Source organism: Hymenobacter miniatus (assembly GCF_016427455.1).
In the GTDB taxonomy this organism is placed as follows: Bacteria; Bacteroidota; Bacteroidia; order Cytophagales; family Hymenobacteraceae; genus Hymenobacter; species Hymenobacter armeniacus.
The window spans coordinates 1-26,282 of the sequence record NZ_JAELXR010000015.1; the positions used below are offsets into that span (position 1 = coordinate 1).

The 26,282-nt window shown below is 62.1% G+C and carries 15 protein-coding genes and 1 pseudogene; 10 read left to right on the top strand and 6 right to left on the bottom strand.

What is annotated here, in order from left to right; translation table 11 throughout:
* Window positions 1-1,156 (bottom strand): annotated as a pseudogene (locus tag JAO73_RS19065) (TonB-dependent receptor); the annotation flags it as partial.
* A 309-nt stretch (window positions 1,157-1,465) separates the two neighbouring features.
* Here JAO73_RS19065 and tsaE point away from each other — a divergent pair.
* The 3 genes from tsaE to JAO73_RS19080 all read left to right on the top strand — a co-directional run bounded on the left by tsaE (window position 1,466) and on the right by JAO73_RS19080 (window position 4,141).
* A complete protein-coding gene (gene tsaE / locus JAO73_RS19070; protein ID WP_198978892.1) occupies window positions 1,466-1,903 on the top strand; it encodes a tRNA (adenosine(37)-N6)-threonylcarbamoyltransferase complex ATPase subunit type 1 TsaE in 438 nt (145 codons plus the stop codon).
* 104 nt (window positions 1,904-2,007) lie between these two features.
* On the top strand, window positions 2,008-3,234 hold the full coding sequence (locus tag JAO73_RS19075; protein ID WP_198978893.1) for an alanine dehydrogenase: 1,227 nt from the start codon (window positions 2,008-2,010) through the stop codon (window positions 3,232-3,234).
* 61 nt (window positions 3,235-3,295) lie between these two features.
* Window positions 3,296-4,141 carry a GNAT family N-acetyltransferase gene (locus JAO73_RS19080; RefSeq protein WP_198978894.1) on the top strand — a complete coding sequence of 282 codons (846 nt, stop codon included), beginning with the start codon at window positions 3,296-3,298 and terminating at the stop codon, window positions 4,139-4,141.
* Between the two features lie 25 nt (window positions 4,142-4,166).
* Here JAO73_RS19080 and JAO73_RS19085 read toward each other — a convergent pair whose 3' ends face one another.
* Window positions 4,167-5,096 carry a flavin reductase family protein gene (locus JAO73_RS19085; RefSeq protein ID WP_198978895.1) on the bottom strand — a complete coding sequence of 310 codons (930 nt, stop codon included), beginning with the start codon at window positions 5,094-5,096 and terminating at the stop codon, window positions 4,167-4,169.
* Window positions 5,097-5,153: 57 nt separating this feature from the next.
* Between JAO73_RS19085 and JAO73_RS19090 the strand changes: the two genes are divergently transcribed.
* The 4 genes from JAO73_RS19090 to acs all read left to right on the top strand — a co-directional run bounded on the left by JAO73_RS19090 (window position 5,154) and on the right by acs (window position 11,781).
* Window positions 5,154-6,098, top strand: coding sequence for a M28 family peptidase (locus JAO73_RS19090; RefSeq protein WP_198978896.1), 945 nt, complete (start codon window positions 5,154-5,156; stop codon window positions 6,096-6,098).
* Between the two features lie 183 nt (window positions 6,099-6,281).
* Entirely contained in the window at window positions 6,282-7,751 is a 1,470-nt protein-coding gene (locus JAO73_RS19095) for an MFS transporter (RefSeq protein WP_198978897.1), read from the top strand.
* 102 nt (window positions 7,752-7,853) lie between these two features.
* Window positions 7,854-9,776: an AMP-binding protein gene (locus JAO73_RS19100; protein ID WP_198978898.1), complete on the top strand. Its 1,923-nt coding sequence runs from the start codon at window positions 7,854-7,856 to the stop codon at window positions 9,774-9,776.
* A gap of 91 nt (window positions 9,777-9,867) precedes the next feature.
* Window positions 9,868-11,781, top strand: coding sequence for an acetate--CoA ligase (acs, locus tag JAO73_RS19105; protein WP_198978899.1), 1,914 nt, complete (start codon window positions 9,868-9,870; stop codon window positions 11,779-11,781).
* A gap of 81 nt (window positions 11,782-11,862) precedes the next feature.
* Here acs and JAO73_RS19110 read toward each other — a convergent pair whose 3' ends face one another.
* The 4 genes from JAO73_RS19110 to JAO73_RS19125 form a co-directional block, all read right to left on the bottom strand.
* Window positions 11,863-13,605 carry a hypothetical protein gene (locus JAO73_RS19110; protein WP_198978900.1) on the bottom strand — a complete coding sequence of 581 codons (1,743 nt, stop codon included), beginning with the start codon at window positions 13,603-13,605 and terminating at the stop codon, window positions 11,863-11,865.
* Window positions 13,606-13,890: 285 nt separating this feature from the next.
* Window positions 13,891-15,375 (bottom strand): exonuclease domain-containing protein, encoded by a 1,485-nt coding sequence (locus JAO73_RS19115; protein WP_190922575.1) that lies wholly within the window; start codon window positions 15,373-15,375, stop codon window positions 13,891-13,893.
* 183 nt (window positions 15,376-15,558) lie between these two features.
* Window positions 15,559-16,026 carry a PA2169 family four-helix-bundle protein gene (locus JAO73_RS19120; RefSeq protein WP_190922574.1) on the bottom strand — a complete coding sequence of 156 codons (468 nt, stop codon included), beginning with the start codon at window positions 16,024-16,026 and terminating at the stop codon, window positions 15,559-15,561.
* Window positions 16,027-16,102: 76 nt separating this feature from the next.
* Window positions 16,103-17,296: an AI-2E family transporter gene (locus JAO73_RS19125; protein ID WP_198978901.1), complete on the bottom strand. Its 1,194-nt coding sequence runs from the start codon at window positions 17,294-17,296 to the stop codon at window positions 16,103-16,105.
* A gap of 195 nt (window positions 17,297-17,491) precedes the next feature.
* Between JAO73_RS19125 and JAO73_RS19130 the strand changes: the two genes are divergently transcribed.
* The 3 genes from JAO73_RS19130 (at window position 17,492) to JAO73_RS19140 (ending at window position 26,155) form a co-directional block, all read left to right on the top strand.
* Window positions 17,492-19,429 (top strand): DNA topoisomerase IV subunit B, encoded by a 1,938-nt coding sequence (locus JAO73_RS19130; protein WP_198978902.1) that lies wholly within the window; start codon window positions 17,492-17,494, stop codon window positions 19,427-19,429.
* Window positions 19,430-19,617: 188 nt separating this feature from the next.
* The gene (locus JAO73_RS19135) at window positions 19,618-22,773 is read left to right on the top strand and encodes a DUF7948 domain-containing protein (RefSeq protein ID WP_198978903.1); all 3,156 of its coding nucleotides are present in this window, start codon (window positions 19,618-19,620) and stop codon (window positions 22,771-22,773) included.
* 628 nt (window positions 22,774-23,401) lie between these two features.
* Window positions 23,402-26,155 (top strand): DNA gyrase/topoisomerase IV subunit A, encoded by a 2,754-nt coding sequence (locus JAO73_RS19140; protein ID WP_410505000.1) that lies wholly within the window; start codon window positions 23,402-23,404, stop codon window positions 26,153-26,155.
* The last annotated feature ends 127 nt before the right edge of the window (window positions 26,156-26,282 follow it).

Consider the following 26,282-nt stretch of genomic DNA (forward strand, 5'->3'; position numbering starts at 1 on the left):
GCGTTGGCTCCAGAAAGCTGGTGCGCAGGTCGAGGGCGCGGGTGGTGCGGTACTGCGCGTAGTCGGCATCGGCCGTCAGGCTGGCGGCCGATGCCGAGTCGGCAAAAGCGTGCCGCAGGTTCAGGTTGGCGCTGCCGTTGGGCCGCTTTATTTCCTGTGCCACCAGCGAGCGGTACCGCAGCGCCGGCTTGCCGCCCTCGTCGTACAGCCGCGTCTGGGTGTCGTTGGCGGTGGTGGTGCGGCTGAGCAGCCCCGTGAGCGCCATGCCCAGCAGCGTGCGCGGCGTGAGATTAAGGTCGGCGCCCACCTTGGCGCTGTGCGAGCGCAGGTACAGCATGCGCTCGCCCAGCACGTCGCTGCTGGCGGCCGGCAGCCCCGCCAGAGCCCCGTATTGGCGGTAGAATTCCTGCCGGGCAAAGTCGTTGCGATTGGTGTAGCTATAAGAGCCGTAAAAGTTGACGTAATGGCTTCGGTGGTTCAGGGTGAAGCCGGAGGTGAGCTTGCCGTATTCACCACGGCCGTAGCTGGCGTTGGCCGTGCCGTTGGTGCCCAGGCGCAGGTCTTTTTTGAGTGTGAGGGCGATGACCCCGGCTCCGCCCTGGGCATCGTACTGGGCGGGCGGAGTGGTGATGAGCTCAATGGTCTGGAGCTGCTCGGCGGGCAGAGCGCGCAGGTACTCGGTGAGGTCGACGCCCGCCAGGGGCAGGCGTTTGCCGTCTACCAGCAGCAGCAGCCCCTGCCGGCCGCGCAGGGCAATGGCCTCGTTCACCACCACGCCCGGCGAGCGGCCCAGCACGTCGAGGGCCGTGGCGCCGGCCGATAGAGGGCTGTCGGCCACGTGCACCACGGTGCGGTCGGGGTGATGCTCAAACAAGGGCTTGCGCGCCTGCACTGTTACCCCAGCCAGGGCCGTGGCCTCGCTGGCTTGCAGCAGCAGGGCAGGCAGCACCAGGCCGTCTGGTGGCAGAGAAAATGCCGTGCTCCATACGCGCCGGTACCCCACCTGAACGGCCGAAACCAGGTAGCGGCCGCCCGCCTTGCCTTCTAGTAAAAACCCGCCCCGCTCGTCGCTGAACTCGGTTTTTACCACCACCGAGTCGGCGGAGCGGTGCAGGGCAATGGTGGCAAATGGAACAGCGCCTCCCGTCCCGGTCAAAACAGTGCCCCGCGCCACGGCTTGGGCTTGAGCAGCGCCGGCCCAGGGAGCGAGTAGGAGTAGCCCGCCCAGGAGGGCAATACACCCAAAAGGCCCGGCCCGCCACCGGAACGGCAAAAAAGTAGAAAAACGCACGGGGTAGAAGTGGAAAGGCAAATGCCGCCTCGCCTCAACACCAGCCGCAAAAGAAGGCGTAGTTTCTTTTGGCTGATGACGTTAGGCGCTGCCGCGAAGCATAAAGTTGCGGGTTCTGCGGCATTTATCCAAAGCGGCTGCCCGCTGCTGCGGCTTTGCCGGTATTTTTGCGCCATGCTTCCCTCAACCATTGCCGTTTCTTCTGTAGACGAGCTGCCCGCGGCCGCTCGCCGGGTGCAGGCCGCCATCGAGGCCGCCCATTGTTCCGTGGTGGCGTTTGAGGGCGAGATGGGCGCCGGCAAAACCACGCTCATTCGGGCCCTGGCCGCCGCCCTGGGCGTGGCCGACGACGTGAGCAGCCCCACCTTCTCGCTGGTGAACGAGTACCGCGACGCGCAGGAGCGGCCCGTGTATCATTTCGATTTCTACCGCATCGACTCCCTGCGCGAAGCTGAACAGATGGGCGCCGCAGAGTACCTCGATTCGGGGTATCTTTGCTTGGTGGAGTGGCCCGCCCGGGTGGGCCCGCTTTTGCCCACGCCCCGGCTCGAAGTCCGCATCGACGTGGTGGGCCCCGAAGCTCGCGAAATCCACCTGCACCTTATCCCGTAACTTCCCCGCCCCGCATCAATTAGCCTGCCGTTGCCCAGCCGCCCGCCTCGTTAGCCGGCCGGCCCCGCCTGATGCCTGTTAATTGATACTTGCTACCTGAACCTATGCCCGAGCAGCTACCATCCGGTTTTGAGTCTTTGGCCACCAGCCGCGCCTATTTCACCCAGGAATCGATGCTGGCCGTGGAAACCCGGAAGCGCAAGCTTTTTATTGGCCTGCCCCGCGAAACCTCGCTGCAAGAAAATCGCCTCGGCCTCACCCCCGAAGCCGTGCAGCACCTGGTGAGCGCGGGCCACGAAGTGGTGATGGAAGCCGGCGCCGGCGAGCCCAGCAAGTACGCCGACCACGACTACTCCGAAGCCGGCGCCCAGATTGCCTATTCGGCCGAGGAAGTGTACAAGGCCGACGTGCTGCTGAAAGTGGCCCCGCCCACGCTCGAAGAAATTGAGCTGCTACACCCCGGCCAAACCCTGATTTCGGCCCTGCAGATGGGCTCGATGACCCCGGAATACATCGCGGCGCTCTCGCGCAAGAAAATCAACGCCATCGGCTTCGAGCTGATGAAAGACCCCAGCGGCGCCCGCCCCGTGGTGCGCGCCATGAGCGAAATCGCGGGTTCGACCGTGATGCTGATTGCGGCCGAATACCTGGCCCGCTCCAACGAGGGCAAGGGCATCATCCTGGGCGGCATCACGGGCGTGCCGCCGTCGCAGGTGGTCATCCTGGGGGCCGGCACGGTGGCCGAGTACGCCGCCCGCGCCGCCACCGGCCTCGGAGCCGAGGTGAAGGTGTTCGACAACCACCTTTACAAGCTGCGCCGCCTTAAGCACAACCTGGGCATGCAGCTCTACACCAGCACCTTGGATACGTTTGCCCTGAGCCAGCAAATCCGCCGGGCCGACGTCGTCATCGGCGCGCTGGCAGTAGAAGACGGCCGCATTCCCTTCATGGTGCCCGAGGAAATGGTGGCCACCATGTCGTCCGGCTCCGTGGTTATCGACGTGAGCATCGACCAGGGCGGCTGCTTCGAGACCAGCGAAATGACCAGCCACAGCAACCCCGTCTTCCGCAAGTACGACGTGGTGCACTACTGCGTGCCCAACATTGCCTCGCGCGTGCCCCGCACCGCCACCAACGCCCTGAGCAACATCTTCACGCCCATCCTGCAGGAAATCAGCCAGCACGGCGGCATCAACGAAGTGCTGTTCACCAACGAGCATTTCCGCAGCGGCGTCTACATCTACCGCGGCTCGCTGACGAATGCGATGATTGCGAAGAAATTTAACATGCGGTATAAGGAATTGGGGTTATTGATTGCGGTGCGGAATTAAGGACTGCCTTTACCGGCAGCGAGTTGTTTTGAGAACGGCAGAGGTCAAGCTTCCATAGCCAATGCAACATTTCACCAATCAGTTAGTGTGCCGGCCTCTGTTGGAATTTACGTCGGCCGAGGCCTGCGAGGCCATAAACCGTTCTTTTGAAGAATACTTGGTACCCATGGTTTTCGACGCGGCAAGCTTTGAGCGCCGCTTCCGCGGCGAAAACCTCGATGCCCAAGCCAGCAAAATCTGGTTTCGAAACGATGAGCTGGTGGGGCTGGTGCTGATAGCGCGGCGGGGCTGGAACAGCCGGGTGGCCGCCATGGGACTGGTGGTGGGGGCCCGGGGCAAGGGCTATGGCCACGTGATGCTGACTGCTGCCTTGGCCGAGGCCCGCGCCCGCGGCGACCAAAACATGCTGCTCGAGGTGTTCACGACCAACGAGCGGGCGTACCGGCTGTACGAAAAACTTGGGTTTCGAACCACCCGGCAGCTTCACATGCTTCAATGCGAGGCCGGCCGCGCGTATACGCGGGTTTTGAAGCTAAGCGAAACCGACCCACGCGAAGTGGCACGCGTAATTGCCAAGGAAACAGAAGCCGAACTGCCGTGGATGATTGCCGCCGAAACCATGGCTGCGATGGCGCCCCCGGTTCGAGCGTTTCATCTCGAAAACAAGGCCTATGCCGTTGTTCGCGCTGATGCCAACCGAACGTTGTTGCTCTCCTTGGTGGTGCCCAAGCAGTGGCGGCGCCAGGGGCATGGCAGCCAATTATTGCACGAGGTGGAGGCGGCTTACGCACACAATAATCTGATGTGCTACATGCTTTGGGAAGGGCCCGAACTGCAGTTTATGCTTGCGCGAGGGTGGAAGCGGCAGGAGCTTGCGCTTTTTGAGATGGTTGTTCCTCTGGCGTAAACTCAAGCTGAGACACGTTGCTCGTTCAATTTGGCACCTCAAGGAGCAATGCCTTCCACGCTTCCACCAGCCGCCCCTCGCTCAGAAACTGCCTTCCCAACTGCAGCAATTGATTCTTGAACTCCGGCGCATTGCCGTGGTATTTATTGATTAAATAAGCCACCATCGGTTCGGATTTAAACTCTTCGACTTGCTCCGGCGTGGGCAGGGCGTCGCGCTCGATGTTGGCCAAGCGGCCCAGCTCGTTGCCAGTCAGCACGTCGGAGGTGCGCAGGTGTTCGGGCAACTGGTCGAAGCCGATGCCGATGTGGCGGTTGGGCTTGGGCACTTCGAAAAGGCTGGCGCCGCTGGCCCGGCAGTACCAGTCGCCCCCGAGGCGGGCCACGGCGTCCAGCTTGAACGGGTCGATGCCGGTGGCGTCGGGCAGCAGGATATCCTGGCGGAAATGGGCTCGCACCACGCGGCAGATGATGAGGTTGCCGGCGCCGTGGTTCTGGCCCAGCTCGATGATTTGCTCCACCACGCACTCGAAAGCGGCGGGGGCTTCGGCCACCCGCGGCGGGCGCACCTGCTCGGAGGCCAGCTCGGTGAGGCCGGCTTTGGTGAATTCGTTGACGCCTTTTTCGTATTCGGTGCTGGCCAAGGACATTTGCTCCACCAGCGCGAAATCGCAGATGTTGATGACGACTTCGGGCACTTCGCGCACGTTTTGCAGGGTGTGCTTCTGGGTGTTGTCGCGCACGCGGTTGGCGGGCGAGAACACCAGGATGGGCGGGTTGGCGCTGAAGGCGTTGAAGAAGCTGTAGGGGCTCAGGTTCACACGGCCCTCGGCATCAATCGTGCTGGCGAAGGCCACCGGGCGCGGGGCCACCGCCCCCACCATAAACGGGTGCCACTCGCTGGGCTTGAGGTCGGAAGGAGTGAGGGAGTGGAATACGGGAAGGGTGGAGGCCATGAGAAATTGCGTGCGATGCACCAAGCTTGGTTGGCCAAAGCTAAGTAGCTTGGCTGCATGAAGCGGTTTTTCCTCACGGCACTATTGGCGTGCTTGCTAGCGCCCGGCCCCGCGGCTGCCGCCGAAAGCCCCGCGCCGCGGGCCGACACGGCCCGGCTGCGCCAGCACCTGCGGGTGCTCACCGGCACGCGGAAGCCGCGCAATTATGCCCACCCGGCCGTGCTCGACTCAGTGGCAACGTTCATCCGGCAGGAGTTGGGGGCCAGCGGCGCGCACCTGGTGGCCGACCAGCCCTATACGGTGCAGGGCCAAACCTACCGCAATGTCACCGCCTCGTTCGGGCCCACCGACGGCCCCCGGCTCATCATCGGGGCGCACTACGACGTGTGCGGCGACCAGCCCGGCGCCGACGACAACGGCACCGGCGTGGCGGCCCTGCTAGAGCTGGCCCGCCTGCTCGGGCAGGAAAAAACAGTGGCCTACCGCATCGATTTGGTGGCCTACACGCTGGAGGAACCCCCGTTTTTCCGGACTCCGCAGATGGGCAGCTACGTGCACGCGGCTTCGCTCAAAGCGGCAGGTGTGCCGGTACGGGGCATGGTATCGCTCGAAATGCTGGGTTATTTCGACGACCGCCGGGGTTCCCAGCGCTACCCCATCTGGCCGCTAAAATTCATTTACGGCAGGCGCGGCAACTACGTGACCGTGGCCCAGAAATTCGGCAACGGCCGTTTCGGCCGGCGGTTTGCGCGGCACTACCGGGCGGCCGCGGCCCTGCCGGTGAAGCGCTTTAAGGCCCCGGCCTGGCTGCCGGGCATCGACTTCTCGGACCACCTCAATTACTGGAAATTCGATTACCCGGCCGTGCTGCTCACCGATACGGCTTTCTACCGCAACCGAAGCTACCACGAGGCTTCCGATACGCTGGCCCGCCTGGACCTGCGCCGGCTGGGCCTGGCTGTGGATGCGCTGCTGGCCACCGTGCTGGCGGAAGGGAAATAGCGCAGCAGATGATGCTCAGGGCATTGTGCAAACACAAGCCACAAAAATGCCCGCTATGCCACAACGGCAGGCATGGCTTCGGCGCATTTCATTGCGCTTTGGCACCTATCTGCTGCGTTGCGCCCGCGGTTGGGTTGTATGTTGCCGCCCGGATTCCCATTTACCCATCAGGCTGCGAATTACATGGAACAAAGTTTACCCATCTCGCCCGACGTGGCGGATGCCCCGGCGGCGCACGACAACAACAGCGTCGACGAAAAAACCATCTGGAAGGTCATCACCGCGTCGTCGGTCGGGACTGTCATCGAGTGGTATGACTTTTACATTTTTGGCTCGCTGGCGGCCATCATCGGGCCGGTGCTGTTTGGCTCGAAGGGCAAGCCCGAGGAAACCCTGTTGGGGGCGCTGGCCGTGTTTGGGGTGGGCTTCATTGTGCGGCCGTTCGGGGCGGTGGTGTTTGGCCGCATCGGCGACATGATTGGGCGCAAATACACCTTCTTGGTTACGCTGCTGATGATGGGCGGGGCCACCGTGGCCACGGGCCTGGTGCCCAGCTACGACAAAATCGGCTGGATTGCGCCGGCCATCGTGCTGGTGCTGCGCCTGTTTCAGGGCCTGGCGCTGGGCGGCGAGTACGGCGGCGCCGCCACCTACGTGGCCGAATACGCGCCCGATAAGCGCCGCGGCTACTTCACCAGCTACATCCAGATTACGGCCACGGCCGGCCTCATCCTGAGCATTCTCGTCATTGTGCTCACCAAAAAAGCCATGCCCGACGCCGACTTCAAGACCTGGGGCTGGCGCATCCCGTTCCTGCTCTCGGGCGTGCTGATTGTGGCCTCGTACTACATCCGGAAGCAGCTGCACGAGTCGCCGCTGTTTGCCAAAGCCAAGGCTGAGGGCAAAACCAGCACCAGCCCGTTGCGCGATTCCTTCCTGAACCCGGTGAACCGCCGGCTGGTGCTCATTGCGCTGTTTGGGGCCACCATGGGGCAGGGCGTGGTGTTCTACACCAGCCAGTTCTACGCCTATTCCTTCATGCAAAACGCGCTGAAGCTGGACCTCATCGATGCCAGCATCGTGCTGGTGGCCAGCATGGTATTGGCCACGCCGCTGTTCATTTACTTCGGCTCGCTCTCCGACCGCATCGGGCGCAAGCGCATCATCATGGCCGGCATGCTGTGCGCGGCCCTGTTCACGGTGCCGCTTTTTTACGGCCTGAAAGCCTACGCCGGCCCCCTCACCGAAGTAACCCCCGCCACCGTCGACGCCGCTGGCAAAGCCGTAGAAGCCGTGTCGAAAGCCTTGGCGCCCAACCTGTTCATGATGACGGTGCTCACCTTCTGCCTGGTGCTATTCGTGACCATGGTGTACGGGCCCATCGCCGCGTATCTGGTCGAGCTGTTCCCCACCAAAGTGCGCTACACCTCGCTCTCGGTGCCCTACCACATTGGCAACGGCATCTTCGGCGGCTTCGTGCCGCTGGTGGCCACTTGGATAGCCGTGTGGGCCAAGGCCCAGCCCGCGGGCACATTCTTCAAGGAACACGCGGCGTTGTCGGGCCTGATTTATCCGGTTCTGATTGCCGCCTTATGCTGGGTAATTGGCTCGGCCTTAATGAAGGATTCGCGCAACGTGCGCATCATGGAGTAAGCTGAGCGGCTGCAAATTAAAAACCCGCCGGGCCCCGCGCCCGGCGGGTTTTTTACTAAATTGACGCCGTGCACTTCACCTCCTACTTCATTCCCACCCGCCATGAAACGAGCTTGTTCTTACGCCGCCGCCCACGCCGCCAGCCTCGCCGACCCGGCGGGCTTCTGGGCCAACCAGGCCGCCCACCTGCACTGGGACAAAGCCCCTCGGGAAGTGCTCAGCCAGGACGAAAACGGGCATTTTCGCTGGTTCGCGGACGGGGAGTTGAACACCGCCTTTCTCTGCCTCGACCAGCAGGTGCAAAACGGCCGCGCCGACCAGCCGGCCCTGATTTACGATTCGCCCGTCACCCACACCCTGCGTACCTACACCTACGCCGAGCTGTTGGACCTGACGGCCCGCTTCGCCGGCGGCCTGCGTGACCTGGGCGTGCAGCTCGGCGACCGGGTCCTCATCTACATGCCCAACATGCCCGAGGCCGTGGTGGCCATGCTGGCCTGCGCCCGCATCGGGGCCATTCATTCGGTGGTGTTTGGCGGCTTCGCGCCGCACGAGCTGGCCGTGCGGATTGACGACGCCCGGCCCAGGGTCATTGTTTGTGCCTCGGGCGGGATGGAGTTCGACCGCATCATTCCCTACAAGCCATTGGTGGACGAAGCCCGGGCCAGCGCCACGCACCAGCCGGCCCACGTGGTGGTGTGCCAGCGGCCGTTTGTGAAGGCCGAGCTGCAGCCGGAGGTGGATGTTGATTTCGATACTTTGCTGCGTGCCGAGCCCGTGCCGGCCGTGCCGGTGCCCGCCACGCACCCGCTTTACATTCTGTATACCAGCGGCACCACCGGCCGGCCCAAGGGCGTGGTGCGCGACCACGGCGGCCACGCCGTGGCCCTGCGCTTCAGCATGGAAGCTATCTACGACCTCGCCCCCGGCGAAGTCATCTTCACCGGTTCCGACATCGGCTGGGCCGTGGGCCATTCCTACATCGTGTATGGGCCGCTGCTGCGCGGCGCTACCACAGTGTTGTTTGAAGGAAAACCCGTGCGCACGCCCGATGCGGGCACGTTCTGGCGCCTTGTTAGCCAGCACCGGGCCAGCGTGATGTTCACGGCGCCCACCGCCATTCGCGCCATCAAGAAGGAAGACCCCGATGGCGCGCTGGCCCACCAGTACGACCTCAGCAGCCTGCGCCACCTGTTTCTGGCCGGCGAGCGCTGCGACCCCGCTACCTACGAATGGGCCCGCCAGGTGCTGGGCGTGCCGGTCATCGACCACTGGTGGCAAACCGAGAGCGGCTGGCCCATGCTGGCCACCCTGGCCGGGCTGGAAGGCATGCCACCGCCCCGCGCGGGCAGCGCCGGCCACCCCGTGCCCGGCTACGACGTACACATTCTCGATGAAGCCGGCCAGCCCCAGCCCGCCGGCACCACCGGCCTAGTGGCCGTGAAGCTGCCGCTGCCGCCCGGCTGCTTTCCCACGCTCTGGAACGACACCGAGCGCTACGAGGCCTACTTGGAGCCCTTCCCTGGCTACTACTTCAGCGGCGACGGCGGCTACCGCGACACGGAAGGCTACACCTACATCATGGGCCGCGTCGATGACGTCATCAACGTGGCCGGGCACCGCCTGAGCACCGGTGAGATTGAGGAAATACTGGCCGCCCATCCGGCCGTGGCCGAGTGCGCCGTGCTGGGCATTGCCGACGCCCTGAAAGGGCAAATTCCCGTGGGGCTGGTGGTGCTGAAGGACGGCCAAACGATAGGAGAGGAGGCGCTGGAGCAGGAGCTGGCAGCGGCGGTGCGCGCCCGCATTGGCGCGGTGGCCTGCTTCCGGCAGGCGGTGGCGGTGAAGCGCCTGCCCAAAACCCGCTCCGGCAAAATCCTGCGCAAAACCCTGCGCCAGCTGGCCGACGGCGAAGCGTTTGCCCTGCCCGCCACCATCGATGACCCGCTCATTCTGGACGAAATCCGGGCCGGCTTGATGCGGCGCGGCATCGGTTTGGCCTTCGAAAGCACAACGGCTGCTTAGAAAAGGGGATTTACCCATTATTCTTGCGCTTTCCTTAGGGGCATGGCTTCCGCCTTATCCCTTCCCAACGCCCAACACCTAGTCTTTGCTCATGTCCGCCACGCGCACCCGTACCCTCGAAGAATACCACGCCGATTACCAGCACTCCGTTCAGGACCCCGACGCTTTTTGGGCCGCAGCGGCCGAGCCCTTCACTTGGCGCAAAAAGTGGGACAGCGTGCGCGGCGGCGAGTTTTCGCCGGCCGGCACCAGCACCTGGTTTGACGGGGCACGCCTCAACATCACCGAAAACTGCCTCGACCGCCACCTGGCCACCCGCGCCAACAAGCTGGCCATCATCTTCGAGCCCAACGACCCCAAAACCCGCCACCTGCGCCTCACCTACCGCGAGCTGCACGAGCAAGTGTGCCAGTTTGCCAACGTGCTGCTGAAAAACGGCGTGCAGAAAGGCGACCGGGTGGTGCTCTACTTGCCCATGATTCCGCAGCTGGCCGTGGCCGTGCTGGCCTGCGCCCGCATCGGGGCGGTGCATTCGGTGGTGTTTGCGGGCTTTTCGGCCACGGCCATTGCCGACCGCATCAACGACGCCGACGCGGCCTTCGTCCTCACCGCCGACGGCCTGAACCGCGGCGCCAAGCAAATTCCGGTGAAAGGCGTGGTGGACGAAGCCCTGCAAAGCTGCCCCGGCGTGCGCCGCGTCATCGTGGTGGAGCACACCGGCTGGCCCGTGCAGTGGCACGACGGCCGCGACGTGTGGTACCACGACGAGGTGAAGGACGTGGCCAAAGACTGCCCGCCCGCCGAAATGGCGGCCGAAGACCCGCTGTTCATCCTCTACACCAGCGGCAGCACCGGCAAGCCCAAGGGCGTGGTGCACACCCAGGCCGGCTACATGGTGTGGGCCGACTATACCTTCCGCAACGTGTTTCAGCTGGAAGAAAACGACGTGTTCTGGTGCACCGCCGACATTGGCTGGGTCACGGGCCACACCTACGGGCTGTATGGGCCGCTGCTGGCCGGTGGCACCACGCTGCTGTTTGAGGGCGTGCCCACGTTTCCGTCGCCGGGCCGCTTCTGGGAGGTGATTGACAAGCACCACGTCACCATTTTCTACACGGCACCCACGGCCATCCGCTCGCTCATGGGCGCGCCCATCGACCACGTTTTGGCGTATTCGCTGCACAGCCTGCGCATTCTGGGCTCGGTGGGCGAGCCCATCAACGAAGAGGCCTGGCACTGGTACCACCAGCACGTGGGCAAGGGCCGCTGCCCCATCGTGGACACGTGGTGGCAAACCGAGACCGGCGGCATCATGATTTCAGCCATGGCCGGCATTACGCCCTCGGTGCCGGCTCGCGCCGGCCTGCCGCTGCCGGGCGTGCAGCCCGTGCTGCTCAACCAGGACGGCACCGAAATCGAAGGCAACGACCAAGAAGGCTACCTCGCTATTAAAGGCAGCTGGCCGGGCGTGATTCGCACCACCTGGGGCGACCACGAGCGCGCCCGCCAAACGTACTTCCAGCCCTATCCCGGCTACTACTTCACCGGCGACGGCGCCCGGCGCGACGAAAACGGCCTCTACCGCATCATCGGCCGCGTCGATGACGTCATCAACGTGAGCGGCCACCGGTTCGGCACGGCCGAAATCGAAAACGCCATCAACGAAAGCGAGTTTGTGGTGGAAAGCGCCGTGGTGGGCTACCCGCACGACGTGAAAGGCCAGGGCATCTACGCCTACGTCATTTGCCAGAACGGCGTGCCCACCACCGATATCGACATCCAGCGCACCGAGGCCAGCATCATCGAAGCCGTGGTGGCCCAGATTGGCCGCATTGCCAAGCCCGACAAGATTCAGCTGGTGTCGGGCCTGCCCAAAACCCGCTCCGGCAAAATCATGCGCCGCATCCTGCGCAAAGTGGCCGAGGGCGAAACCAGTAACCTCGGCGACGTGACCACGCTGCTCGACCCGCTGGTGGTGGACGAAATCCTGGCCGGCAAGAAATAGTCAGTTTGAGAAGTCAAAAAAACCAAGGGCCACCCGGTACATGTCGGGCGGCCCTTGGCTTTTCCGGGAAGCGCGGCGAGCTTATTCTACCAGCAACTGGCGGCTGATGGCATTGCCGGTAGCCGGCTCCAGCAGCCGCACGACGTACCAGCCCGGGGCCAGGCCGTTGGGCAGCGCCACCGCTTCGGCGCCCGCCGGATGTTGCAGCGTTTGCGGAGTGGTTACCCGACGGCCCAGCGCATCACTCACAGAAAGCGTAAGCGTGCGTGCCGGTCCTGAGAGGTGCAGAACCGGCGCCGCGCCCCGGCCACCAGGATTCGGGGCCAACTGCATTTCCAGGTTGGCAATAACGCCAGGACGGCTGGCCAGGGCCACAAACAGGCCTTCATCGGCGCCAATATCCGGCCGCAGGGGGTTGCGCACGTCCTGGTCAATGTCGTTGTTGACGGGCATGGCCGTGGCCGCGAGGGGCGTGCCGCCGCCTTCGGCTTGGGTGAAAAAGCCGGACTGCAGGTGCGGGTCGGTGGTGGCATTGATGAAGGGCGGCAGCTCGGTGAGCGAGGCTTGCTCTACGCCGGGCACACGAGCCTGGTACTGGGCCAGGGTCTGGTCGAGCCCGGCGGGCGTGGTGCCCACGGCAGCCCCGTAGAAAATCGGCTTTTCGGCCGAGGGCGGGCCGGCGTAGTAGATGTTGTTGTTGGAGCCGGCCGCCACGCTGGTCATCACGGTGTTGTTTTTAAAAAAGGCCGCTGCAATGCCGCCCCCGCCCGCCGGCAGGCCGCTCACCAGGTTCACGAAAATGTTGTTGCGCAAGTCCACCGTTTGGGCGCCCGACATGAACAGGGCGCCGCTCTTGTTGGCCGGGTTGGTGGCGGCGTAGCCGATGACCACCGTGTTGTGGTAGGCATAATTATTCCCGCCCCGGAAGCTGAAGGCCCGCACCGACGTGCCCGCGCCGCTAGCGGCGGCTCGCACGTCGTACACCATGTTGTTGGCCAGGTAGTTCGTGGTGCCCGCCGTGATATCGAAGCCCGCCGCAAAGCCGCTCGTGCCCACGGCTTCAATGTCATAGGCTTTGTTGCGCAGGAAGCGGTGGGTAGTGCCGCTGTTCACGTAATAGCCCATCACAATGCCGGTGCTGCCGCTGCCGCTCATGGCGTGCACGCGGCAATCGGTCACGTCCACGCTGTTGGTGGAGCCCGTGGAATAGATGCCGTACACGCCGCTGGTGCCCGTCACGCCGTTTACTTCGGTGTTGAAGACCTTGGCATTGGTTTGCGACTTGAGGTAGATGCCGTAGGTGGCGAAGGCAATGCCGCCCGGCGTGCCCACGGGCGGCACCCCGATGCTAAGCACCCGGCTGGGCAAAGGAAACCCCGCAACCGGCCCCGGATACGGCCCGATTTCGGTGCCGTCGTCGTACGAGGTGGTGGTGCCCTCCAGGTCGTAGCCGTAGGAGCAGTTCTGCACCGTGAGGCCGTAGAAGTGGTTGTTGTGGTTGCCACCGTTGAGCAACGCCACGCCGTTGGTGCGGTTGGTGTTGGCCCGGTTCAGCGTCACGGTGCCGTTAAGAAAAGTGTTGTTGGTGGCGCCATTTTGCAGCAGGATGCCGTTTTCGAGCTGTTGCACGGCCGTGGTATTGGCGGCCTTGTCTTCCACGTCGATGCCAATGAACTGGACGTAGTCGGCCCCATCGAGCGTGAGCGCCGCGTCGGCAGCGCCCGTACCGGTGCCTTGAATTTTAGGGTTGAGCCCCGCCGAGCCGCTTTTCTGAAAAACGATGAGTCCGGCCGCAGTACCGCTCACCGTGATGGGCGGTACCATTTCGTCGAAGACATATCCCGCCAGCACGTTGAACGTGACCCCTGCGGGCGCAACGCCAGCGGTATTTAGGGCCGTGACAGCTGCCGTAAAGGAGACATAGTCGCCAGGACCTGTACAAATGGGGCATATTCGCTTAATGCCGCTCAATTGCGCCTGTGCAGGCGCTCCGGCCAGCAGCAAAAAGCCAGTTAAAAAGGCGAATAGTTGTTTTTTCATGCGTGAAGAGTGGGGAAGGAAAAACATTCATATTCGTAAATGTAGAAAAATCCCAACTCCTTACCGAAATCACCCAAAAACCTTCACTTTTTCGCCTTTCCGCTTGGTGCGCAAGTGCTGCCGGATAATCTGCTGAATGTCCTTGTTGTCGGTGTAGGGCTGAATCACGTCGCGGAAATCGGCCAATTTGCGGGCTGAAAACGTTTCGTCGACGAAGGCGAAACCGCGGTAGCGCCCGTTTTCCACCAGCACGATGCTCTTTTCCAGCTCCGTGCGGCCCGGCCCAATCACCACGAAGCTTTCGTGCTCGTAGCTGATGCTGTCGATGGCCTCGTCCACGCGCTGGTTGTAGCTCTCGGGCGGCTCCTGGCCCACGCAGGCGCCCTGGCAGCGGTGCACTTGGTAGTCGAAGCAGGGGCCAGTGGTTTTGTAGAGGCCGCACAGCTTCTGGCACAGGTTGTACTTGGCCACTTTGTGGTACAAAAAACCTTGCGCCTTATACTGGTTGCCCAGCGCGATGATGGGAATCTCGGCGTTGCGGGCATCGGCACGGCCGTAAGCCAAGCGCTTGTAGCCCTGCTCATCCACGCGCAGGTAGATGCCCGCCGGAAACACCGAGCGTCGTTGGGCCCGGTTGTAGGCCGGCTTCATCTGCTTAATCAGGTGCGACTCGTACAGCAGCGCCACCAGTTCCGAACCAGTCAACTCCCAGGTAATGTCGGCAATGGAATTCTTAAACTCCAAGCTCTTGCGCGACTTCACATCGATGGCAAAGTGCTGCTGAATGCGCTTGTAAATGTTGATGCTCTTGCCCACGTAAATGACCTCGCCGGCCTCGTTGTGGAAATAGTACACGCCCGTGGCCTGGGGCAGACTGGCCACCAGCTCCGGCGACACCAGCGGCGGCAGCAGCGCCGTGCGAATGGCCTCCTGCATCGCCGCTACGCGCTTGGGCTTGGGGGCTTTGGTGCCGTCGGGCCGGCGGCCGGCGGGGGCCAGGGCATCCACCCGGGCCAAGGTGTGGCTGGTGTTGGTGCCGTGGGGCAGGTCCTCGCTTTCGTTGGTAATCTTCAGCAGCTTGCCGAAGAGCAGGGCCGTGGCGTGGGCATCGCCGGCGGCGCGGTGCCGGTCCTGCAGCGGAATGCCGATGTTTTGGCACAGCTTGCCCAGGCTGTAGCTGGGCTGGCCCGGAATGAGGCTGCGCGAGAGGCGCACGGTGCACAGCGTTTTGCGCGAGTAGTTGTAGCCCAGGTCGGCGAATTCCTTCTTCAAAAACGAGTAGTCGAACCGCACGTTGTGGGCCACAAAGACGCAGCCTTCGGTCATTTCCACCACTTTCTTGGCCACCTCGTGGAACTTGGGGGCGTCGCTCACCATGTCGTTGGTGATGCCGGTGAGCTGCGTGATGAACGGCGGAATGGCCCGGCCGGGGTTGAGCAAAGTGGCGTACTCATCCACGATTTTTTCGCCGTCGTGGATGTAGATGGCGATTTCGGTGATGCGGTCCTGGGTGGGCTGCCCGCCGGTGGTTTCAAGGTCGATGATGGCGTACAAATCGCGGCGCAGTAGGTGGTCGGTAGGAAAGCTAACAAACTTAGCCCGGCAGAAGGTTGCATGAAAAAAGGCAGCCTTACTAGGCTGCCTTTTTTCAGTTGTCAGTTATCAGTGAGCAGTGACCAGTTCGCGTTAGGATAAATAAACGTCCTGTTGACTGCTCTCTACTAACTGTTTACTAAATTATTTGACTTGGCCTTTCAACTGGGTGATTTTGTTTTTGGCGGCCAGAATCTGGCCGTGCTGCTGCTCCACTACGGAGCGCACGTCGCTCGGCAGGTTCGATTTCAGCGCCGCTTCGTAGGCCGTGAGGGCGGTGGCGTCGCCGGTTTCGCACTCGCCCAGAATGGCCGAGTCGCTCTGCCCGGTAATGGCCGACTTGAGGTTAATCCAGCCGCGGTGCACGGCAGCGGCGGCTTCGGTCACGGCGGCTTCTACGCCCCCCACGGCATCGCCGGCCACGCCCAGGCGGTTGGCTTGCTGCTGCAGCTGCGACTCAAACTGCGCGCGTTGCTGCGAGAGCTGGCTGAGCTCGGCTTTGATTTGGGGGTTGCTGGCACCTTCGGCGGCCTCTTGGTAGCCTTTGGCGCCGGTGTGCGCAATGGCGAGCAATTCGCTGAATGCTTGGTTGGAATTATTGGCAGTATCCATCGGAAAGAAATGGGGTTGGTGAATGGAAAGGATGGTAAACTATACTACCAACCCTTGGCCGGGGTTGTCCCCGGCCTCACATCCGCTTAATCATGTGCCAAGCCTTGCCCCAAAAACCGGGCTTGTCGTCCGATTTGTCTTTCTTCGTTTCTTCGCCGTCGGTCACGTCGCCGAGCAGGAAACCCCAGGGCTCGGTGGTCTTGTTGGCATCAAACACCACTTTGAGCACGGCCGTGAGCGGAATGCTCAAAATCATGCCCGGCGTGCCCCACAGTTCGCCCCCCAAAATGAGGGCAATGATGGCCGCCATGGGGTTGATGCTCACTTTTGAGCCCGTAATCATGGGCGTGATGAAATTGCCTTCCAAAAACTGCACAAACACGAACACGCCCACCACGGCCGCCGCCTTGCCCGGCGAGCCCGTTTCGACCAGCGTAATCAGGGCCGGAATGGTGGCGCCCACCATGATGCCGATGTAGGGAATGACGGCCAGCACCGACGCGAAAATGGCGAAGAAGATGGCAAACTTTACGTTGAGCAGCAGCAGCCCGATGGCGTTCAGCACGGCCACAATCACAATCACCGTGAGCAAGCCCGAGATGTAGGCCTGCACCACCGTCTGGATGCTGTCCATGGTGTGCAGCACGCCGGTGCGCTTGTCGGGCGCCACAAACCGGAACATGAACTGCCGCATGTGGTCGCGGTAGTATAGAAAGCAGAAAATGTAAATTGGAATGAGCGTGAGCACGCTGAGCACGCCGGCCGTGGTGCTGAGCGTGCTGCCCAGAAAGCCGCCCGCCGATTTCTTGGCCGAGCTCAGCGAGGAGTCGATGAGTTCGTCCTTGCTCATCACGCGCATTCCAAACTTGTCGTGCAGCCATTGCTGCCCCTGGTCAAACATGACCACCAGCTTCTGCTGAATGAGCGGCAGCTCGGCCTTCAAATCCAGAATCTGCGAGCCGAACAGGATGATGAGGCCCACAATGCCGCCCACCAGCAGCAAGATGGCCACCAGAATGGCCAGCACCCGCGGCCAGCGCCGCGCCTCCAGTCGCGTCACCAGCGGCAGGAGCAGCGTGGCCAGCAGCGCCGAAAAAAACAGCGGCAGCAAAATGCCGTCGAGCTTGTGCAGCACATACACCAGCAGCGACAGCCCAATGAGCAAAAACGTGTAGTGCACCACCGGCGCCAGCTTAGCCTCGGTGGGCGCGGCCGAGTGTTGGGTGGGATGGGGGCGGGGCGTGCCGCGGCTGATTAGAGGAGGGAACATAGAAAATGCCTGACGGGGCTGATAATGGAACAAGCTGAGCGCTTGAGCAAGAAAAAATGCGTGAGCCCGGGCCGGGCCAGGGTAGTGGCGAACTAATTAAATTAGCGGGTGGTTGCTAAGCGGGCTGGCAATAATTCTTGCCCTCCCGCTTATTTCTGCGTTATTTTACCCGAAAACCGGCGAACAGTTGCCCCAATGAACGACGAACTACTTACCGCAGCCCCGGAAGCGCCCGCCAAAGCGCCCGACCACGGCTACAACGAAGACAGCATCCGCTCGCTGGACTGGCGCGAGCACATCCGCCTGCGCCCCGGCATGTACATCGGCAAGCTCGGCGACGGTTCAGCTTACGACGACGGCATCTACGTATTGGTGAAGGAAGTCGTTGACAACTGCATCGACGAGCACGTGATGGGCCACGGCCGCACCATCGATATCAAGATTTCGGACAGCCGTGTGCAAGTGCGCGACTACGGCCGCGGCATCCCGTTGGGCAAGGTGGTCGACGTGGTGAGCAAAATCAACACCGGCGGCAAGTACGACTCCAAGGTGTTTCAAAAGTCGGTGGGCCTCAACGGCGTAGGTACCAAGGCCGTGAACGCCCTGAGCGGCTATTTCCTGGTGCAGAGCGTGCGCGAAGGCACCATGAAGGCCGCCGAGTTTGCCCAGGGCAAGCTCGTGAGCGACCCTAAGCCCCAGAAAACCAGCCAGCGCAACGGCACCCTGGTGGTGTTTCAGCCCGACGACACGATTTTCAAGAACTACCGCTTCATTCCGGAGTACCTCGAAAATCAAATCTGGAACTACGTCTACCTCAACGCGGGCCTGACCATCAACTTCAACGGCCAGAAGTACTACTCCGAAAACGGCCTGCTCGACCTGTTGGCTCGCAAGGCCGACGTGGAAAGCCTGCGCTATCCCATCATCCACCTGAAAGGGCCGGACATTGAGATGGCCATGACCCACGGCAACGACTACGGCGAAGAGTATTATTCCTTCGTGAACGGCCAGTACACCACGCAGGGCGGCACCCACCTGGCCGCATTCCGCGAAGCCGTGGTGAAGGCCGTGCGCGAATTTTACAAAAAAGACTACGACGCTTCCGACATCCGGGCCAGCATCATTGCCGCCATTTCGGTGCGCGTGCAGGAGCCCGTATTTGAATCTCAGACCAAGACCAAGCTCGGCTCGGTGAACATGGGCGAGGACGGCCCCACCGTGCGCGGCTTCATCGTCGATTTCGTCAAGGACAACCTCGACAACTACCTGCACAAGAACCCCGCCGTGGCCGAGGCCCTGCGCAAGCGCATTGAGCAGAGCGAGCGGGAGCGCAAGGACATGGCCGGCGTGAAAAAGCTGGCCAACCAGCGCGCCAAAAAAGCCAACCTGCACAACCGCAAGCTGCGCGACTGCCGCTTCCACCTGGGCGAAAATGCCAAGGACGGCGCCGAAAAGGAACTGCTCACTACGCTATTCATCACCGAGGGCGACTCTGCATCGGGTTCCATCACCAAGAGCCGCAACGTGGAACTGGAGGCCGTGTTTAGCTTGCGCGGCAAGCCGCTGAACTGCTTTGGGCTCAAGAAAAAAATTGTGTACGAGAACGAGGAGCTGAACCTGCTGCAGCACGCCCTCAACATCGAGGAGGGCATCGAGCACCTGCGCTACAATCGCGTGGTGGTGGCCACCGATGCCGACGTCGACGGCATGCACATTCGCCTGCTGCTGCTCACGTTCTTCCTGCAGTTCTTCCCCGACTTGGTGCGCAACGGCCACGTGTTCATCCTCGAAACGCCGCTGTTCCGGGTGCGCAACAAGAAGGAAACCATCTACTGCTACAACGAGCAGGAAAAGCAGGCCGCGATGCGCAAGCTGGGCCGCAACCCCGAAATCACCCGCTTCAAAGGTTTGGGGGAGATTTCGCCCGAGGAGTTTGGCAAGTTCATCGGCGAAAACATCAAGCTGGAGCCGGTAATTCTGCAGTCGGACCGCAGCATTCAACAGGTGCTCACCTATTACATGGGCAAAAACACGCCCGCCCGCCAGGAATTCATCATCGAAAACCTGCGCTTGGAAAAAGACCTCATCACCAGCGACGTGCTACCCGCCGCCGAGGTGCCGGCGGAAGTGTGATAAGTCCGTGCAACCCGGGACGGGCCTGCGCGGTCAAGCCCCTGGCTTCCGCCAGGGGCTTTTTGTTTTTTTTAATGGTACAACCCCTTGGCTAAAAAATTTTCTCAAATAGCCACGCAATGGTGCGATTATTGAGCCGTTACTCACTCGAAGCAAGTAGCTTTGATAAATTTTTATTCCTTTCATAAATGACCACTTTTACCAAACAGGTTGTTCTACTTCTACCACTACTAGGGGCTGTGGGCGCGGTGCGCGCCGAGGCACCCACGGCCGCGCTTCCCTTCGTGGCCAACAAGGGCCAGTGGGAAACCCGGGTGAAATACGCCGTCGACATCCCCGGCGGCCGCCTCTACCTCGAAAACAACGCCTTCACCTACCACCTGTACCCCGGCCTCTCGCACGCTGATGCGCCATTGGCCGAGCGCAAGCCGGTGGCCAGCCACGCCTTTCGCGTGACGATGGTGGGCGCGGCGGCCGCCCCGGCGATGGTTGGCGAAAGCAAGCAAACCGCCTACCGCAACTATTTCCTGGGCAACGACCCCGCCCACTGGGCTTCAGCCGTGCCGCTGTTTGGCGACGTGCGCTACCGGGCCGTGTACCCGGGCGTAGACCTGCGCTGGCACCAGCAGGGCACTGGCCAGCTCGAATACGATTTTGAATTGGCGCCCGGCGCCCGGCCGGCCGCCATCCGGCTGCGCTACGACGGCCTGGACGGCCTGAGCATCACGCCCGAAGGCCACCTGCAGCTGCGCACCAGCGTGGGCGAGGTGCGCGAGCAGGCCCCCGTGGCCTGGCAGTTCTCGGCCACCGGCCAGCGCCGTGCCGTGCCCTGCCGCTTTGTGCTGAGCGGCCGCGAGGTCACGTTTGCCTTGGGCAAGGAGTACAACCCGGCCCAGCGCCTGGTCATCGACCCCGTGTTGGTATTTTCGACCTATTCCGGCTCGCCGGGCGGCGAGTCGGCCAACACGACCGTGGCCGATTCGCAGGGCAACATGTACACCGGCGGCTACGTGCTGGGCTCCGGCTATCCCGTCACGCTGGGCGCCATTAAGTCAACGTTTGCATATGGCAACATCGGCATCTCGAAGCTTTCGGCCGCCGGCAACAGCTTGATTTACGCCACCTATCTGGGCGGCGGCGGCACGAGCTCCTTCGCAACCGTCGACGACTACCCGCTCGATTTCGACATCAACGCCGCCGGCGAGCTGCTGGTGCTGGGCTCTACCATCTCCACCGATTACCCCACCACCAACGGCGCCTACGACCGCACCCTCAACAACGGCAACGGCGGGCGCGACCTCGTGGTGACGCGGATTAATTCTACGGGTACCGGCATTCTGGCTTCTACGTTTCTGGGCGGCACCAGCGACGAGGCGGCTTCCACGTCGCTGATTCCCGGCAGCATCACCACCGACCCTGCTTCCGGCGATGTGCTGGTGGCCAGCACCAGCTTTTCTATCGACTACCCGCGTGTCAATGCCTTTCAAAACACCTCCGGCGGCGGCGCCGACGGCGTGCTCACGCGTTTGTCGCCCACGCTGACGTCCCTGCGGTGGTCTACCTACCTGGGTGGCAGCAACGCCGAGCGCGCCCACGACGTGAAAGTGGCAGCCAACGGCGACGTGTACGTGTGCGGTGCCACCCAAAGCACCAATTTTCCGGTAGGGGCGGGCGGCCTGCTGGCCACGGCCCCGAGCAACGGCGCTTCTTTCAACAGCAACGACGGCTTTGTGCTGCGTTACAGCAGCACCGGCAGCCGCCTCAACGGGACTTTTCTGGGCACTACCAGCAACGACGTGGCCCGTTTCCTCGATTTCGATGCCAGCGGCAACGTGCTGGTGGGCGGCGCCAGCGAAGGCACTTACCTGCGCACCGGCAGCGCTTACGGCGCGTACGTGTCCGGCACCACCGGCATCTTCGTGCACGGCCTGAACCCGGCCCTGAGCAGCACGCTTTTCGCCACGCAAATCTCCGTGGTTGGTTTCCAGGCCCTGAGCAGCTGCAACGTACTCACGGGCTTTGGCCGCGATAACTGCGGGCGCTTGTACTTCAGCGCCTATGCCGGCGCTTTGGCCAACCCCGGTTGCCCGCGCACGCCTGATGCGTATTCGCAGCAGGCCCGCAGCTTGTACCTGTGCGTGCTGGGCGAGAACGCTACTTCGCTGCTCTACGGTACCTACATTGGGGAATTGAACTCCAGCCAAGGGCCTTCTTTTGCCACTCACCTGCACTACGCGGCTTCCAACTACCTCACGCGCGCTGGCGTGATGTACCACATTACCTGCAACACCGGCAAAGCCTTTGGCACCACGCCCGGTGCTTTCTCGGCAGGGCTTACCTCTTCCAACGACGGCGCCGCCTTTAAGTTCGACTTGGCGCCCTCGGCCACCTCGGCCCTGCAGCTGGTGGTGCAGCCCCCCGCCGCCGGCTGTGCGCCGTATGCGCTGCAGTTCGTCAACATCACCAACGGCTCTAATACCTACAGCTGGGACTTCGGTGATGGCTCGCCGCTCGATACGGCCAAAGCGCCGAGTCATACCTATGCTACGCCGGGCACCTACACGGCCCGTTTGGTGGCCACGCGCCGCAACACCGCTACTTCGTGCGGGCCTGCCACGGCCAGCCTCAGCCTGCAAGTGACGGTGGTGGCGCCCGCGCCCATTCGCGCCGTGATTGATACGCTGGGCTGTAGCAAGCAACTGGTACTCGACCCGGCCCGTTTGTCGCCGCCGGTGGTTGGCGGTGCCTTCACTTGGAACAATGGGGCCCAAACCCCGACCCTGACCGTAACCTCTGCCGGCAAATACACCGTGCAGGTGCAGCAGGCGGGGCAGGCTTGCCCTACCACCATCGAATACACCATCGGCAACGCTGTGCCACGACCGGTACGCACCGTTGTTGACTCTCTCGATTGCGGTCAACTGCTAGTACTCGACCCGGCCCGCCTCACACCCTTTGTTTCCGGCCGCGCTTACAGCTGGAGCACCGGGGCGAAAAGCCCGAGCATCTCGGTGACCTCGCCCGGCCGCTACCGTGTTGAAATTGACCAAGGCCTGCTCTGCCCGGCTGTGGTGGAGTTCAACGTGAAACTGAGCAAAACCTTCCAAATTCCTAACATTCTCACCGCCAACGGCGACAACCTAAATGCCAATTTCAAAGTGCCGGCCTCGTACGGCACGCCCGAACTCAAGGTGTTCAACCGTTGGGGCCGCCTGGTGTACGAAACCAAGGCTTACCGCAATGAGTGGACTGGCAGCGACCTGCCGGCTGGCGTGTACCATTATCTGATTCGCCAGCCCGGTTGCAACATCGAATCCAAGGGGTGGGTCGAAATCGTGCGCTAACCCAATTTTATACCGCAGCTTGCCGCTGAGGTAAAAAAATGCGGCGCAAATTAGGTATATAACCAAAAGTTTGCGTACGTTTGAACCGTCGACTAGGGGTAGACTAGTCGGCAAATTCCACGGAAAAGCCCGCGCCCTTGGCGCGGGCTTTTTTCGTTTTAGCGCGTTGTTTCCAAAAGCCGAGCATTTGCGCTGAATGAACGCTGCTGCTTTGGCTATTAGTTTTAGCTTGCTTTTGACGGATAATTTTCGGTAATTTGAGCGAATCCGGCGGTTTTTACTTGGCTTTGTTTGTTTCTGGCATATCAATGCCTGGCTAATAATATTGGGAACTTTCCGCTGTTGCCATTCCTTGTAACGTGTTGCGCTCCGCGCTGATTCTGGTACTTTTGACGGCAATTCGCCGAATCCATTCGCTTCCCCCGTGGCTCCTCTCGATACTCCCGACTCCGATTCTTTGGACCAAAACTTTTTACAACCCGGCGATTCGGTCGATTTTGATTTAAGCGCGTTCTCGCCCGCTGCGGCGGCCGACGCCGAAGAACCCGCCTTCGAACCGGCCGATGCTGCGCCGGTTTTGGAAGACGCCCCGGCGAGCGCCGATTTGTTTGGCGCGCTCACGCCGGAAGTGGAAGCGCCCCCCATCACCGAGCCCGAAACCGAGGAAGAGCCCAAGTTTGCGCCCGGCGAAACCATTCACGACGTGGCCACGGTGCGCGGCATGTACCAGAACTGGTTTCTGGACTACGCCTCGTATGTGATTCTGGAGCGCGCCGTGCCCGCCATCGAAGACGGCCTCAAGCCGGTGCAGCGTCGCATTCTGCACGCCATGAAGGAGATGGACGACGGCCGCTTCAACAAGGTGGCCAACGTCATTGGGCAGACCATGCAGTATCACCCGCACGGCGACGCCAGCATCGGCGACGCCATGGTGAACCTGGGCCAAAAGGACCTGCTCATCGAAACCCAGGGCAACTGGGGCGACGTGCGCACCGGCGACGGCGCCGCCGCACCCCGCTACATCGAGGCCCGGCTGAGCAAATTTGCGCTCGACGTGGTGTTCAACCCCGACACCACCGAGTGGCAGCTCAGCTACGACGGCCGCAAGCGCGAGCCCACCACGCTGCCCGTGAAATTCCCGCTGCTGCTGGCGCAGGGCGTGGAAGGCATTGCCGTGGGCCTGAGCACCAAGATTATGCCCCACAACTTCCGCGAGTTGTGCGAGGCCAGCATCGAGGTGCTGCGGGGGCACGACGTGCAGCTGTTTCCGGACTTTTCGACCGGCGGCCTGTGCGACGTGAGCAACTACAACTCGGGCCTGCGCGGCAGCAAAATCCGCCTGCGCGCCACCATCGAGAAGGTCGACAAGACGATGCTCGTCATTCGCGACATTCCCTACGGCACCACCACCACGGCGCTGATGGAAAGCATCGTGAAGGCGAGTGAGGCCAATAAAATCAAGATTAAGAAGGTGGTCGACAACACGGCCGCCGACGTGGAAATCCAGGTGCAGCTGCCGGCCGGCGTCAGCCCCGACCTGACCATGGACGCGCTGTACGCCTTCACGGACTGCGAAATCAGCATCTCGCCCAACACCTGCGTCATCATCGATGAGAAGCCTCGCTTCGTGGGCGTGGAGGATGTGTTGCGTCAGAGCACCAAGGCCACGGTGCGCCTGCTGGAGCGCGAGCTGGAAATCCGGCAGGATGAGCTATGGGAAAAATGGCACAATGCCTCGCTGGAAAAGATTTTCATCGAAAACCGCATCTACCGCAAGATTGAGGAGTGCGAGACCTGGGAGGAAATCCTCGAAACGATTGACAAGGGCCTGAAGAAGTTTGTGCGCGTGGAAGGGGAGAAGGCCCGGGCCGACGACACCCGCATCCTGCTGCGCCGCGCCATTACCGAGGACGACCTGACGCGCCTGACCGAAATTCGCATCAAGCGCATTTCCAAATTCGACGGCTTCAAGGCCGACGAGTACATTCAAAAGCTGGAGGCCGAAATGGCCGAGGTAGCCGACCATTTGGCCAACCTCACCCGCTACGCCATCAACTACTTCAAAGGCCTGCTGAAGAAGTACGGCGCGGGCCGCGAGCGCAAAACCCAACTCCGCACCTTCGACGTGGTGACGGCCCAGAAAGTGGCCGTGGCCAACCAGAAGCTGTACGTGAACTACGCCGACGGCTTCGTGGGCTACGGCCTGAAAAAGGACGAAAACGCCGTCACCATCTGCGACTGCTCCGACCTGGACGACATCATTGCCATCCGGCGCGACGGCACGTTTACGGTGAGCAAAATCGCGGAGAAGACCTTTGTGGGCAAAGACATCCTGCACGTGGGCGTGTACAACAAGAACGACGACCGGCTGGTGTACAACATGGTGTACCTCGACGGCGCCTCGGGCATCTCGTTCGCCAAGCGCTTCCTGGTGTCGGGCATCACGCGCGACAAGGTGTACGACCTCACCAAAGGCACCAAGGGCACCAAAACCCTCTACCTCACGGCCAACCCTAACTCTGAGTCTGAAATCGTGAGCATTCAGCTCAGCGACAAAGCCCCGGCGCGGGTGAAGCAGTTTGATTTCGACTTCGCCGACCTCGCTATTAAAGGCAAGGGCTCGATGGGCAACATCGTGACCAAGCAGCCCATCAAGAAAATCACTCAGAAAGCCTTGGGCGATTCCACCTTGGGCGGCCGCGAAATGTTCTTCGATAGCGTGGTGGGCCGCCTTAATACGGCCGGTCACGGCCGCTACCTGGGCACCTTCGACACCGACAACACGGTGCTGGTGGTGTTCAAAGACGGTAGCTATGAGCTCACGCCGCCCGACCCGGCCATCCACTACGACGTGCCCAACATTGTGCTGCTGCGCAAGTTCGAGCCCGAAGTGGCGCTATCGGCTGTGTACATGGACGGGGAAACCAAGGTGCACTACGTCAAGCGGTTCAAAGTGGAAACCAGCACGCTCAGCAAGCGCTTCACCTTCATTTCCGAAACCAAAGGTTCGAAGCTGTTGGCTGTGACGGCCAACCCGGAGCCGCTGGCGGAAGTGACCTTGCAACGGGACAAAAAGGCTGACAAGGAAAGGGAAAAAATCGCCCTGCACGAGTTCATCGACGTGAAGGGCTGGAAGGCCATGGGCAACAAACTCAACTACTTCAAGGTGCACGCCGTGGCCCTGCTCACCGACGAAGGCCCCGAGCCCCAGCGCCGCGAAGTGGCCAAAAAGCGCGCTGCCGCACCCAAAACCAGCGACTCTGCCGCGGCCACCGAAACGCCCCGTGCCGAGCCAACCGGCCCGGTCGATGTCACCGATGCCGAAGTGGCCCAGGCCCGCGAGCTATTGAAACGGCCCAAGGCGCAGCTGGGTCTGTTTTAAGCCGGCTCTCAGCTTCGTGCCAATTGTCAAACCCGAAGACCGGGCCTGGAATTTCCGGGCCCGGTCTTCGGGTTTACTAGAAGGCGTTGCGCGGCATGTTGCCTTGAGATAATCCGCGTCAAACGCA